This window comes from Sphingobacterium sp. UBA7249, assembly GCF_002472835.1.
Taxonomy (GTDB): domain Bacteria; phylum Bacteroidota; class Bacteroidia; order Sphingobacteriales; family Sphingobacteriaceae; genus Sphingobacterium; species Sphingobacterium prati.
Genome location: NZ_DKST01000025.1, coordinates 266115 through 279339, shown reverse-complemented (window position 1 = coordinate 279339; position 13225 = coordinate 266115). Strand labels below are relative to the sequence as shown.

The 13225-nt window shown below is 40.1% G+C and carries 13 protein-coding genes; 8 read left to right on the top strand and 5 right to left on the bottom strand.

All coding sequences use genetic code 11. The features are described 5' to 3' along the window. The first annotated feature begins 31 nt into the window (after positions 1-31). From ileS to B4A24_RS17765, 6 genes are all read left to right on the top strand, one after another. Positions 32-3445 carry an isoleucine--tRNA ligase gene (gene ileS / locus B4A24_RS17790; RefSeq protein ID WP_293946388.1) on the top strand — a complete coding sequence of 1138 codons (3414 nt, stop codon included), beginning with the start codon at positions 32-34 and terminating at the stop codon, positions 3443-3445. Between the two features lie 3 nt (positions 3446-3448). Further along, the gene (locus B4A24_RS17785) at positions 3449-3835 is read left to right on the top strand and encodes a TraR/DksA family transcriptional regulator (protein WP_046674049.1); all 387 of its coding nucleotides are present in this window, start codon (positions 3449-3451) and stop codon (positions 3833-3835) included. 52 nt (positions 3836-3887) lie between these two features. Beyond that, the gene (locus tag B4A24_RS17780; RefSeq protein ID WP_172393764.1) at positions 3888-4538 is read left to right on the top strand and encodes a lipoprotein signal peptidase; all 651 of its coding nucleotides are present in this window, start codon (positions 3888-3890) and stop codon (positions 4536-4538) included. 72 nt (positions 4539-4610) lie between these two features. Continuing rightward, the gene (locus tag B4A24_RS17775) at positions 4611-5555 is read left to right on the top strand and encodes a M20/M25/M40 family metallo-hydrolase (RefSeq protein ID WP_293946387.1); all 945 of its coding nucleotides are present in this window, start codon (positions 4611-4613) and stop codon (positions 5553-5555) included. A gap of 127 nt (positions 5556-5682) precedes the next feature. Further along, entirely contained in the window at positions 5683-6597 is a 915-nt protein-coding gene (locus B4A24_RS17770) for an SDR family oxidoreductase (protein WP_293946386.1), read from the top strand. A gap of 13 nt (positions 6598-6610) precedes the next feature. Beyond that, complete coding sequence (locus B4A24_RS17765) at positions 6611-7138, top strand: acyl-CoA thioesterase (RefSeq protein WP_120261652.1); 528 nt, start codon at positions 6611-6613, stop codon at positions 7136-7138. A 122-nt stretch (positions 7139-7260) separates the two neighbouring features. On the opposite strand, the gene B4A24_RS17760 is transcribed toward B4A24_RS17765, so the two are convergent. The 4 genes from B4A24_RS17760 to B4A24_RS17745 all read right to left on the bottom strand — a co-directional run bounded on the left by B4A24_RS17760 (position 7261) and on the right by B4A24_RS17745 (position 9763). Further along, the gene (locus B4A24_RS17760; RefSeq protein WP_293946385.1) at positions 7261-7671 is read right to left on the bottom strand and encodes an EVE domain-containing protein; all 411 of its coding nucleotides are present in this window, start codon (positions 7669-7671) and stop codon (positions 7261-7263) included. 27 nt (positions 7672-7698) lie between these two features. Beyond that, entirely contained in the window at positions 7699-8049 is a 351-nt protein-coding gene (gene gldC / locus B4A24_RS17755) for a gliding motility protein GldC (RefSeq protein WP_077437836.1), read from the bottom strand. A 92-nt stretch (positions 8050-8141) separates the two neighbouring features. Further along, the gene (locus B4A24_RS17750; protein ID WP_293946384.1) at positions 8142-8387 is read right to left on the bottom strand and encodes a hypothetical protein; all 246 of its coding nucleotides are present in this window, start codon (positions 8385-8387) and stop codon (positions 8142-8144) included. A gap of 5 nt (positions 8388-8392) precedes the next feature. Beyond that, on the bottom strand, positions 8393-9763 hold the full coding sequence (locus tag B4A24_RS17745; RefSeq protein ID WP_293946383.1) for a DEAD/DEAH box helicase: 1371 nt from the start codon (positions 9761-9763) through the stop codon (positions 8393-8395). A 176-nt stretch (positions 9764-9939) separates the two neighbouring features. Between B4A24_RS17745 and B4A24_RS17740 the strand changes: the two genes are divergently transcribed. Beyond that, positions 9940-12078 carry a S46 family peptidase gene (locus B4A24_RS17740; protein WP_293946382.1) on the top strand — a complete coding sequence of 713 codons (2139 nt, stop codon included), beginning with the start codon at positions 9940-9942 and terminating at the stop codon, positions 12076-12078. A 118-nt stretch (positions 12079-12196) separates the two neighbouring features. After that, positions 12197-12376: a hypothetical protein gene (locus tag B4A24_RS17735; protein ID WP_045753606.1), complete on the top strand. Its 180-nt coding sequence runs from the start codon at positions 12197-12199 to the stop codon at positions 12374-12376. A 57-nt stretch (positions 12377-12433) separates the two neighbouring features. On the opposite strand, the gene B4A24_RS17730 is transcribed toward B4A24_RS17735, so the two are convergent. Next, positions 12434-13225, bottom strand: a complete 792-nt coding sequence (locus B4A24_RS17730; protein ID WP_293946381.1) for a GLPGLI family protein — start codon at positions 13223-13225, stop codon at positions 12434-12436.

Below are 13225 nucleotides of genomic sequence, written 5' to 3'. Positions count from 1 at the left end.
GACCTTTAGAAAAGAAGCATACAACAGTCTGATGTACAAAGAATATAAGCAGTTAAATTTACCGGAGATTGGTAAAGAGATTTTGACCCGTTGGGAACAGGAAAAAATATTCGAAAAAAGTATCAATAATCGCCCTGAAAGCAAGTCATATACATTTTTTGAAGGCCCGCCTTCTGCAAATGGCATGCCGGGGATCCATCACGTGATGGCCCGTACGATTAAAGATATCTTCTGTCGTTACAAGACATTGAAAGGCTACCAGGTTAAACGTAAGGGAGGCTGGGACACGCATGGTCTTCCGATTGAACTCGCTGTCGAAAAAGCGCTGGGTATTACCAAAGAAGATATCGGCAAAAAGATTACCGTAGAAGAATATAATGAAGCCTGCCGCAAGGAAGTGATGAAATATACGGATGTCTGGAATGATCTAACCAACAAGATGGGGTATTGGGTAGACCTTGAACATCCTTACATCACTTATAAAAACGAATACATCGAAACGCTATGGTATTTGTTAAAAGAACTATACAAAAAGGGATTATTATACAAAGGCTACACCATTCAGCCTTATTCACCTGCTGCAGGCACAGGATTGAGTTCCCATGAACTTAATCAACCGGGCACATATAAGGACGTGAAAGACACAACCATCGTTGCAGAATTCCGATTAATCAAAAGCCAGCTTCACCCAGCAATCGAAAAATTGGTTGATGATGAAGCCGAAGATGTGGCGTTCATCGCTTGGACGACCACACCTTGGACATTACCTTCCAATACGGCACTGGTAGTCGGCAAGAAAATAAATTATGTAAAAATCCGTACATTCAACAAGTATACGGGAGCACCTGTATCTGTTGTATTGGCCAAAGATCTGATCAGCAAACATTTTAAAGCTGAAGGTGAAAATGCATCTTTTCAAGACTACAAATTGGGTGATAAAGTAATTCCTTGGGAACTTGCAGCAGAATTTGTCGGCGAGGAACTCGTAGGCTTACGTTACGAGCAATTGTTGCCCTATATCACCAATGAAGATTTACAGGAAAATGCCTTCCGCGTAATCCCTGGTGACTTCGTGACGACTGAAGATGGTACAGGTATCGTACACGCTGCGCCTACTTATGGTGCAGATGACTTTCGAGTAGCGAAAGAACATGGTGTACCGGGCATTCTGGTGAAAGATGAAAACGGAAAAGATGTACCAACCGTAGATCGTACAGGTCGTTTCGTCAATGAAATCACTGACTTCGCCGGCCGCTTTGTAAAAGAGGAATACTATAGCGCTGAAGAGCGTGCGAAAGAAGACTTTAAACCTACCGATGTATTGATTTCGATCAAACTGAAAGAGGATAATAAAGCATTTGATGTTAAGAAATACGAGCATACCTATCCTCATTGCTGGCGTACCGACAAACCTGTTTTATACTATCCATTGGATAGCTGGTTTATCCGCACAACTGCTGTAAAAGAAGATTTGGTCGCTTTAAATAAAACAATCAACTGGAAACCGGAAGCAACTGGAACAGGGCGCTTCGGAAACTGGCTGGAAAACCTGGTGGACTGGAACCTTTCGCGTTCTCGCTACTGGGGGACTCCACTACCGATCTGGCGTTCGGAAGATGAAAATGAAGAAGTTTGCATCGGTTCTTTACCAGAACTAAAGTCTTTACTGCAAGCTTCCTTGACTTCAGATGTTTTATCCGCAGAGGAGAAAGCAAAGAATCAGGCCTATTTGGATAAATTTGATACAGAACAGCTGGATCTACACCGCCCTTATGTTGATGACATCGTACTTGTTTCGGATGCCGGTCAAAAATTATTCCGCGAGCCGGACTTAATTGATGTATGGTTTGATTCTGGCGCAATGCCTTATGCACAATGGGGATTAGATCACGAGAAATTAGCCAGAGGTGAGGAGTTTCCATTTAAGGCAGGTTTCAACCACGCTTATCCGGCTGATTTTATCGCCGAAGGTGTAGACCAGACCCGTGGATGGTTCTTTACGCTACATGCGATCTCCACGATGATGTATAAATCGGTCTCTTTTAAAAACGTTGTCTCCAACGGCCTAGTATTAGATAAGAACGGAAATAAGATGTCCAAACGTCTGGGGAATGGTGTTGATCCTTTCTCGACGATCGATCAGTATAGTGCCGATGCAACACGTTGGTATATGATCAGTAATGCTGCTCCTTGGGACAACTTAAAGTTCAACATGGAGGGATTGGATGAGGTCCGTCGTAAATTCTTCGGAACCTTATACAATACCTACGCATTTTTTGCGCTTTATGCCAATATCGATAAGTTCTCCTATGCAGAGCCAGATATCGCTTTGGAAAAACGTCCCGAAATCGATCGTTGGATTATCTCTTTATTGAATTCACTGACGAAAGAAGTTGATGAATATTTGGCAGATTACGAACCAACAAAAGCCGCCCGTGCAATCCAAAATTTTGTGGATGAACACCTGAGTAATTGGTACGTTCGCTTGTGTCGTCGTCGTTTCTGGAAAGGAGATTATACGGAAGATAAAATTTCTGCGTATCAAACCCTGTATACCTGTCTGGATACGATTGCGAAATTAATGTCGCCGATATCACCCTTCTTCTCAGATAGACTGTTCCTGGATTTGAATACTGCAACGAATAAAGAGCAAGTTGAATCCGTTCACTTAGCAAATTTTCCTGTGTACAATGAAAGTTTAGTGGATAAGGCGCTTGAAGAACGTATGGCCCTGGCGCAAGACGTTTCCTCATTGACCCTTTCATTACGCAAGAAGACATCGATCAACGTGCGTCAACCACTGAACAAAATTCTCGTCCCTGTACTGGACAGTGCTTTCCAAGAGAAGGTGGAGAAAGTAAAAGATTTGATACTTTCTGAAACAAATATCAAAGATATAGAGTTCATTACGGATACAACAGGTATTATCAAGAAAAAAATAAAACCAAACTTTAAAGCTCTTGGCGCGAAAGTTGGTAAGGATATGAAGTTAGTCTCTTCGGCTATCCAATTGTTGACTATAGATCAAATAAGCGCATTGGAATCAACAGGTGAATTAGCTTTAACGGGCACACCATATACTATTCTATTGAGCGATGTAGAAATTATAGCAGAGGATGTGGAAGGATGGCAGGTTGCTAATCTAGGTAAATTGACTGTGGCATTGGATGTCCATATCACGGAAGAATTGAAGAAAGAAGGTTTATCGAGAGAATTGATCAACCGTTTACAAAATTTACGGAAAGAAAAAGGGCTTGAAGTGACGGATAGAATTAACGTAAAGTTAACAGCTACTCCGGAAGTGATCAATGCAGCGAAAGAAAATTTATCTTATATTTGCACCGAAATTCTCGCCGATTCATTGGTATTTGAAGATTCACTAACTGAAGGAGAGACCATCGAGATCGATGGCAAAGAACTTAAGGCATTAATCCAAAAAAATTAAATTATGGCAAACAACAACGAGAAAACACGCTATAGCGATTCAGAATTACAAGAATTTAAAGATATTATCTTGGACAAGCTTAGAATAGCAAAAGAAGAGCTTTCCTCGTTGACAGCAACGCTTAATAATAGCAATGCGAATGGTACAGACGATACTGCAGGTACGTACAAGACCTTAGAAGATGGTTCTGCAACACTAGAAAAGGAACAAACCAACCAATTGGCTGCACGTCAAAAGAAGTTTATCGACAACCTGGAAGCAGCGTTGGTGCGCATCGAGAACAAAACGTATGGTATCTGTAGGGAAACTGGAAAACTGATCCAAAAAGAGCGTTTGAAAGCTGTTCCACATACGACGTTGAGCATCGAAGCAAAAAACAAACAATATTAATTTAGGCAAAATATATGGTCTTTGCTCCGGCAAGGACCATTTTTATAGCACAATGAAGGGGTATACGAAACCAGTCGCACTAATTGTCGCGATTCTTTTAATAGACCAATTGTCAAAGATATGGGTTAAGCTCTCCATGACAATCGGACAAAGTCATCACATTTTAGGAAAATTCTTCCAAATCCATTTTATTGAAAATAATGGTATGGCTTATGGGATGGAATTTGGTGGTGATTACGGGAAATTGTTCCTGACCGTGTTTCGGATATTGGCCGTAGCCGGTATCGGGTATGGTCTACATTACATGATCAAAAATAAATACAACCGCGGCTTTATATTAAATGTTGCCTTGATTCTTGCTGGTGCGCTTGGAAATATCATTGATTCGGCGTTCTATGGCGTGATCTTTAGTGAAAGCACCTATTACGAAAAAGCCGCTTTATTTCCAACTGGTGGAGGATATTCATCCTTTTTGCATGGAAAAGTGGTTGACATGCTTTATTTCCCTCTCATTGAGGGAACTTTCCCTACTTGGGTCCCCTTTTGGGGAGGTGAAGAGTTTTTATTCTTCCGCCCTGTATTCAACATCGCCGATTCCGCTATCTCAGTGGGGGTTGTACTGATCTTATTGTTTCAAAAACGATACTTCAAAACGGAAAAAGAAGAGAAATCGAGTATCCATAGCGAAATCGTTGAAGATTAACGAAATATCTTACAAAGCCTTGTTAATCGCAGGGCTTTTCTTTTATTCCCATCTACTTCAAAACACTAAAAAATGAAAAACATAAGCTTATTCCCAATTATCTGTTTACTTTTTGTGACAAAATTGGCGCAGGCACAACAAATTGAAATTCCGAATTTAAAGAAACATATTTATTACCTGGCCGATGATAAAATGCAAGGTAGAGGAACTGGTAGCAAAGAAGTATTCAAAGCGGCGGATTATATCGAAAAGGAATTCAAAAAATATAAATTGCAACCCAAAGGCGAGAAAGGCTATCGTCAATCTTTTAAAGCAAAGGTTTGGAAAGTAAAAGTGGATGACAGTATCCGCAATGCAGATAATATTATAGGTTTCATTGATAACGGAGCTGCATTAACAGTTGTTATAGGAGCACATTACGATCATTTGGGCACAGGCCACCAAGGTAGTTCGAAAGATTCCTTAGGTGTTGGCAAAATCCACAATGGCGCAGATGATAATGCATCAGGTACTGCAGGCTTATTGGAACTTGCCCGCTATTTCAGTACCAATAAGGAAAAAGAACCTTATAATTTATTATTTATCGCCTTCGGCGCAGAAGAACTGGGCTTGGTAGGTTCGAAATATTTTACGGAACACCCCACTCTTCCACTTGAAAAGATCACTGCAATGCTCAATATGGATATGATCGGACGCTACAATCCCGATAATGGACTTGCGGTCATCGGATATGGAACAAGTAGTCAATGGCCAACGATTTTCAAGGATATCCAAGCCCCTATAAAATTCAACTTAAGCAAAGATGGTAATGGTGGATCCGATCAGACTTCGTTTTATAAAAAGAATATTCCAGTATTATTTTTCCATACTGGTGGACACCCAGACTATCACATGCCTACGGATGATGCAGAAAAGATCGATTATAAGGCATTGAAATCTATTCTCGATCTGGAGAAGTCCGTCATCGAGAATGTAATGAAACAGTCTAATAAAATGGACTTTATCTGGACAAACTAAAACGCTTAAAAATACTCTGCTTCATTTCTCGATCCCTGTGTACGCGAGTGGATTCCACGGAAGGACGAATGATGTTGCTTTAAGCAGCCTTTAAATCAAAATAGGTATAAAAAAAACAATTATACGGATGAAAAAAATTCTTGTCACAGGTTCCAATGGTTTTTTGGGTCAGAAGGTCATAGACCTGCTTTCTGGAAATGATCTTTATGAAGTTACAGCCATTTCAAAAGGGCCAAACAGAAATCCCAATCTAGCCGGATATGTATTCTGCCAGATTGACTTATTGGATCAGGCAATTTTAATGGATTTCTTATCCGGTCATACTTTTGATACGATTATCCATACAGCAGCAATGACCAGCGTCGAAGCATGTGAGACCGATAAAGCGACCTGCCAGCTGATCAATGTTGATCTTGTACAAACCTTAGCGAGCTACTGCGAAAAAAATCAGACGCAATTGATTCATATCTCGACTGATTTTGTTTTTGATGGCAAAAAGGGAACTCCTTATCATGAGCTTGATATGCCAAATCCCCAAAGTGAATATGGGAAAAGCAAATATGCCTCAGAGCAAGTGCTCGAACAGTCTTCCTGTCATTATGCGATCTTACGTACAATTTTGGTCTACGGTATCAACGGGGATCCGAATCGTTCCAACCTCGTCCTTTGGGCAAAGGAAAAGCTATCCCAGAAAGAAGCTATAAAAGTGGTTAATGACCAATGGAGAATGCCTACATTTGTAGATGATTTAGCACATGCCTGTCAATTGGCAATTGAGCGACAAGCTCAGGGGATATTCCATATCTCTGGGGCAGAGTTGATGGCTATTAACGAAGCGGTTTGTAAAATCGCAGAATATTGGAAACTGGACAAAACATTGATTTCGGAGATCAGTGCGGCAAGCATAGGACAAGCGGACAACAGGCCTCGTCAGACAGGTTTTGATCTCAGTAAATCCAAAAATGAACTCGGCTATATACCGACTTCGTTTATAAAATCTTTGGAAATAATCGAAAAACAGTTCAAAGAATTTAGAAGATAATAATAAAAATAATATGATAGAGAAATTTGCCCGCGAGTCGTACACCGAAATGAACGAACTGGTTCTGCCAAATGATACCAATACGTTTGGAAACCTAATGGGTGGCCGTTTGTTATATTGGATGGATATCTGTTCGGCTATTGCAGCACAGAAGCATTGTAGCAATGTGGTTGTTACGGTGTCCGTGGATAATGTATCTTTTAAGCGTTCGATTAAATTGGGTGAAGTCGTCACTATACAAGCGCAAGTTACCCGTGCATTTAACAGTTCTTTAGAAGTGCGCATGGAAATTTTCGCCTCAAATTTGCCCGAGGGCACACGCGTAAAAACCAATGAAGCATATTATACTTTCGTTGCTGTTGATGCCGACAATAATCCCAAAGCTGTGCCGGTACTGATTCCCGAAACAGAATCAGAACACAAAGCTTACGAGGATGCCCTGCAACGCAGAGAACTTCGTCTTATTCTTGCGGGTAAATTAAAGCCCGAAAATGCAAAAAAATTAAAAGCACTGGTCAGTCTGTTCAGCCAGAAAAACTAATCTGGCATTGACGTATAAGAAGAAAGCGGTGATATAGACATAATCACCGCTTTCTTTTATAGGCTGTAGACATCTTTATAAGCCGTAAAATAACTAGGTTCCACCGCGTTGCTTTAGAACTGTTACTCTTCGTTGCCTAAGGCTAAGATGCGATCAAATTCCTCTAGTTTTAGCGGCATCACTGATAAACGACCCTGTCTTACCAATGCGATATCCTGCAATTGTTCATCCGCTTTGATTGTTTCCAATGTCACAGGCTTCTTCAATGTGTCGACCGGAGCTAAATCCACCACAACCCAGCGCTCATCGTCAGTTGTTGGATCTTGATAGAACTCTTTCACCACCTTCGCAACACCAACGACCTCCTTCCCCTCGTTGCTATGATAAAAAAGAACCAAGTCCCCTTCTTTCATCGCTTTCATATTATTTCTAGCCTGATAATTGCGAACACCATCCCAAAACGTCCGTCCATCTTTATTAAATTGTTCCCAACTATATTTAAATGGTTCAGATTTCACTAAGAAATATTGCATAGTTGAATAATTATTAAGCGTTAGATACTATTGTTGCGGCATTAATACTTCCATTTTATCGGCAAAATGTGCGCAGTAATCGCGCAAATCGCCAATAACCTTCTCGGCCATGGGATCGCCACCCGAAGAACGGATAAAAGAATCGCCCAACGTTTGTAAAGTTTCGTAGAAAAAACGCTTCATTTCATCATAAGGCATATCTTTTGTCCAAAGGTCGATACGCATTGAATTTTTGTAATGTGAATCCCATAAGGCTAAAAACATCGCTTTAGCAGGCAATTCCTCCGAATTATTTCCGTCCGTAGATGACCACATAATGTTTTCAGGAACATTGTTTTCATCAAGCTCTACTTGTAATTTTATTTCTGCTTTTTTCATTTTCGTATTGAGATATGAGTATTTAGTAGTGAGATTTCAGTTTTGTAAGCCCATGGCATACATCGTATCTCTTCTTATTTTTTAATTTTTCGCTACGCAAATGTCACTTTAACGATCAGACTGACGACACAGACCACGACCAAAAATGCCAGTTGCAACAGCCACATTCTTTTATTGTCTTTGAGCAACACCCTGAAAAGGATATCAACGATTGTCAATAGTAGCATCAATGCGATAAATGCTCCCCATGTAAAGAGCGCCTTTTCGTCATTGGGATTTTCCATGACAAACCAAGCGACCAAGCATGCACTAGCAATATTTAATGGGGTAAACCGCATGTTGGTTATCGTTTCTTGAAATTACGGCTTGATCCTGTCGATTTACTACCACCAGACTTCCCTTTGCTTTTGGCCTTTGGCTTATACCCTGAGGCACGTTGGGCTTCGCGTACTTCTTTTTGTTTAATGACATATTTCTTCTCATGGAAAGCGCCCTGATAATCTGGATTGTCTTTTTTCTTTTGATTATCAATATCACGTGCAATATCCTGCTTCTCCTGAAAAGGTGTTTTCTCAACGAATACCTCCTCCGGGATTGGATAAACCGGAATACTCTGTTTGATCAATTTCTCAATTTTTCGAACATAATATTTCTCGGCTTCATTGCAAAAAGTGATTGCGTCACCTTCATTAAAAGCGCGTCCCGTCCTTCCGATACGATGGACATAATCTTCTATAACAATAGGGACCTCGAAGTTGATCACATGACTTACATTGGAAACGTCGAGTCCCCGTGCGGCAACATCGGTTGCGACTAGGATACGGATATTCCCTTCCTTAAATGCATTGATTGAATTAATACGCGTATTTTGCCCTTTGTTTGCATGAATGACACGCACTTCATCTTTGCCGTATTTACGTTCCAAAAAATGAAAAACATTATCTGCAACTTGTTTTGTTTTACAAAAAACAATCAATCTACTAAAAGCTTGATCGTCTTTCAATAGATGCTGTAGTAAATTCAGCTTCGTTTTTTGGTTAGGAACAACATATAAAGCCTGACTGACCGTTTTAGCAGGTGTCGCTTGCTCTGAAACTTCAATAATTGTAGGAAAGGCCAAAAAATCTCCTGCAATCTTTCGGACCAGTTCGCTCATTGTCGCCGAAAACAATAAATTCTGGCGTTTACGCGGAACAATTTCCAATACGCGATGAATTTTGCTGATAAAACCCATATCCATCATCTTGTCCGCTTCATCCAAAACCAAAAATTTGAGTGATTTAACGACAATATGTCCTTCTAAATATAAATCTAAGAATCTACCTGGTGTAGCGACGATGATATCAACTCCTTTTTCAAGAGTTTCTATTTGTGTCTTAGGCCCTAGTCCACCATATAAAACAACAGAACGTAAATCGAGATAAGTAGAAAATATTTTAATATTCTCCTCAATCTGCATCGCCAGCTCTCGGGTTGGTGTTAAGATCAAGGCACGTGCGTCAGTTCCTTGTGCATACTTCAATTTCATCAACATGGGCAATACAAATGCAGCTGTTTTCCCGGTTCCGGTTTGGGCTATCCCCATCACATCTTGCCCTGCCAATATCGGTGTAATTGCCTTCTCCTGGATCTCAGTCGGTTGTTCATAACCTGCTTCTGTGATCGCATTTAAGATCTGTTTATTGAATTTAAAATTTTCAAATGATTGCTGCATCCTACAAAGATAAGGAAAAGAGTCCATTTGACTTTCCTCGATGGACATTCCCGTACACATTTACTTTTAATTGACATAAAAATTGGGAAAAAGCATAATATAAAGTCTAATATTTTGGTTTTTAACAGAATTAAAGCATTTTTGTAGGGTATAAACAAACTTTTTATCAGGTTGATATGAAAAAATTATGGATGTGTTTGTTGCTGATAACAACAAGCTTTGCTGCATTTGCCGATGAGGGAATGTGGTTTTTAATGTATCTAAAGCGTCTGAATGAGGCTGATATGCAAAAAAAAGGTCTCCGTTTAAGTGCCGAAGAGATCTACAGCATTAACCACTCTAGCTTAAAAGATGCGATCGTACAATTCAACGGTGGTTGTACCGCAGAGATTGTGTCCGACCAAGGCTTGGTATTCACCAACCACCACTGTGGGTATGGCGCCATTGCCGAACTGTCTACACCAGAAAATGACCACTTAACAAATGGTTTCTGGGCAAAAACAAAAAGCGAGGAATTGAAACCAAAATCCCTTTCTGTCCGCTTTTTCGTACGGATGGATGATGTTTCAAAACGCATCTTAGGCTTGGTCAATAATAAAATGACTGAAGATGAGCGCAACAAAATTATTGCCGCTGAAATCGCTAAAATCCAAAAGGAGAACAGCGAAAATGGGAAGTATGTTGTTGAGGTAAAATCTTTCTACCAAGGTAATGAGTATTATTATTTTGTGTACCAAGATTATAATGATGTACGTTTAGTGGGAACGCCACCAAATAGTATCGGTAAATTTGGTGGGGACACGGACAACTGGGAATGGCCTCGTCATACAGGTGACTTCTCTATTTTCCGCGTCTATGCAGACAAAAACGGAAATCCGGCGGAGTATGCGCAGGACAATGTCCCATTGAAACCAAAACATTTCTTACCGGTCAGCTTAAAAGGTGTTCAGGAAGGGGATTTTGCCATGATCTTGGGCTATCCTGGTCGCACGAATCGTTGGATGCCTTCCGGAGGAATCAATCAAAACGTAAAATTTGCTTACCCTGCTTGGGTTGAGGCTTCTAAAACTGGTATGGACGCCATGAAAAAATTTATGGATCAAGATCAGGCTGTTAAATTAAACTATGCTTCAAAATACTCACAAGTAGCCAATTATTGGAAAAACCGTCAAGGTATGATAGACGCGTTGACTTTACATAAAACGGCAGAGTCAAAAGCTAAAGATGAGGTCAAATTTGACAAATGGGCAAACAAGGCAGCCAACAAAGCGGAATATGGAGACGTGATCAAAACAATCAATGCATTCTATACCGCCACCAATGAGAAAGCCAGACATGACAATTACCTAATGGGAATGATTCGGTCTAGTGCAATCGCGACGCTACCTTACACGATCGGATCTGGATTAGAGGTTTACGCTGCTGGTGATGAAGCCAGAAGAAAAGATATCCTTCCACGCCTAAAATCGGCGATTGATGCTGGCTACGAAAAAATGTATATGCCTTTGGAAGAACAGGTGTTAATTGACGAACTGAATCTATATGCAAAAAAAGCTGGAAATATCGCGCCTTACGTTGCTGAATTAGCGGCTAAGAACAATACTGATTTTACAGCTTACATCAAAGAAGCTGTAAAGAACAGCATTTTTGCTTCTGCTGAGCGTTTGAACAATTACTTACAAAACCCCAATACTGAAGTTTTGGCAAATGATCCTTTGTACAAGTTATCTTCAGCGTTGATCAGCAAATACCGTCAGGAAGATCCTAGCTTAAAAGTAGAACAAGATAAATTTGATGGAGCTTACCGCAAATATGTCGCTGGCGTATTGGCATCTAATCCAAAAGGTAAATTCTATCCGGATGCAAACAGCACCTTACGCCTTTCTTATGGTTCGATAAAAGGCTTACCAAAAGACCCGCGTAACGATGCTGACAAGAACTTCTACACCACTCTGAAAGGCACTATCGCGAAATACAAAAAAGGTGATGAAGAGTTCGATTTGCCACAACGTTTGATGGATTTGTACAAAAATAAGGACTATGGCCGTTACGCTGACAAAAAAGGATATTTACCAGTAAACTTCCTAAGTGACAACGATATAACAGGCGGAAACTCTGGTTCTCCGGTAATAAATGGCAATGGAGAATTAATTGGCCTAGCTTTTGATGGTAATATTGAAGCAATGGCTGGTGATGTAATCTTCGACCATAAGCTACAGCGTACTATTTCAGTTGACATTCGTTATGTATTATTTATCATTGATAAATTTGCAGGTGCAACGAACATTATTGACGAACTTAAGATTGTTGAATAGTTTTTTTTAAGCTTTTTCGATAAAAAAAAACGAAATTTATTTTCTATTTGATTCGTTTTTGTATATTTAAGGAGTGTTTAGGAAAAACCATAAAAACTAAAATTATAATTATAAAAAAATGGAAAACTACGTAAAATTAAAAGAGTTAGTAGCTTCTATCGAAGCTGATGCAGACAAGTTCTTCAACAATGGTAATTCTGCTGCTGGTACACGTGTACGTAAAGGATTACAAGACATCAAAACCTTAGCACAAGAAATTCGTAACGAAGTTACTGCTAAGAAAAACGACGGAAAATAATCTTTCCTGAGTTCACATAAAAAAGGCCTTTCAAACGAAAGGCCTTTTTTTGGTCTCTTACAGAAACGTACAAGCCATCACCAAATTATAAATTTTAATACCCAGATAGTCACCAAAAGAGGCTTTCAGATTATCATAAACCTGCTGCCTGGATAAGGGCTTGTCTTTTTTCTTCAATAATGTCGCCGATGAAGCTGTAACAGGACCAAGTTCAACCTTAGTTGCAAACATATTGTAATGCAATTCAGGCACAGCCAGACCGAGAATCATTCCAGGCAGGCCATTAAAAGCTGAGGGTCCGCCGGTAACGGGAATTTGATCTGTATAAAAGGCAACAGCATAGATTGAATCCAGTACCAGTCCGTTGGCTCGGCGGCATGGATATCCCGCAATTTCACGGTACTCGTTAGTAATTTTCCACTTGATCTTCAAGGTCGAATCAGCCACGACTACACGTTCCCCACCCAATTCGAAAACGGAATTAAAGACTTTGCTTTTCAGATTCTGATAGCCACTGATCCCCGACTCAAATATTCCCGAACGCATTAGCCCACTCACAACATCCGAATATTCTTCAGGAACATGCTCATAAAGCACCTCATCGGTAGAAAATGTCAACTTCTTTTTCAAGACCTGATTATCGGGCACCTGTTCGATCATTTCTTTAATGGAACTGCGCGTATCCTCATCTTTTGCATAGGTTGCATAGCGCTTGAGGAGGTTTTTAAGAAACACGGTTTTGTCATAGGTAATAGTCCCCTGGGTTGGAAAATAAGCATATTGTGCAAAAACCGTGGTTCCTAAACATAAAGCCAAGAATAGGACGATTAATTTTTTGATATCTTTCAT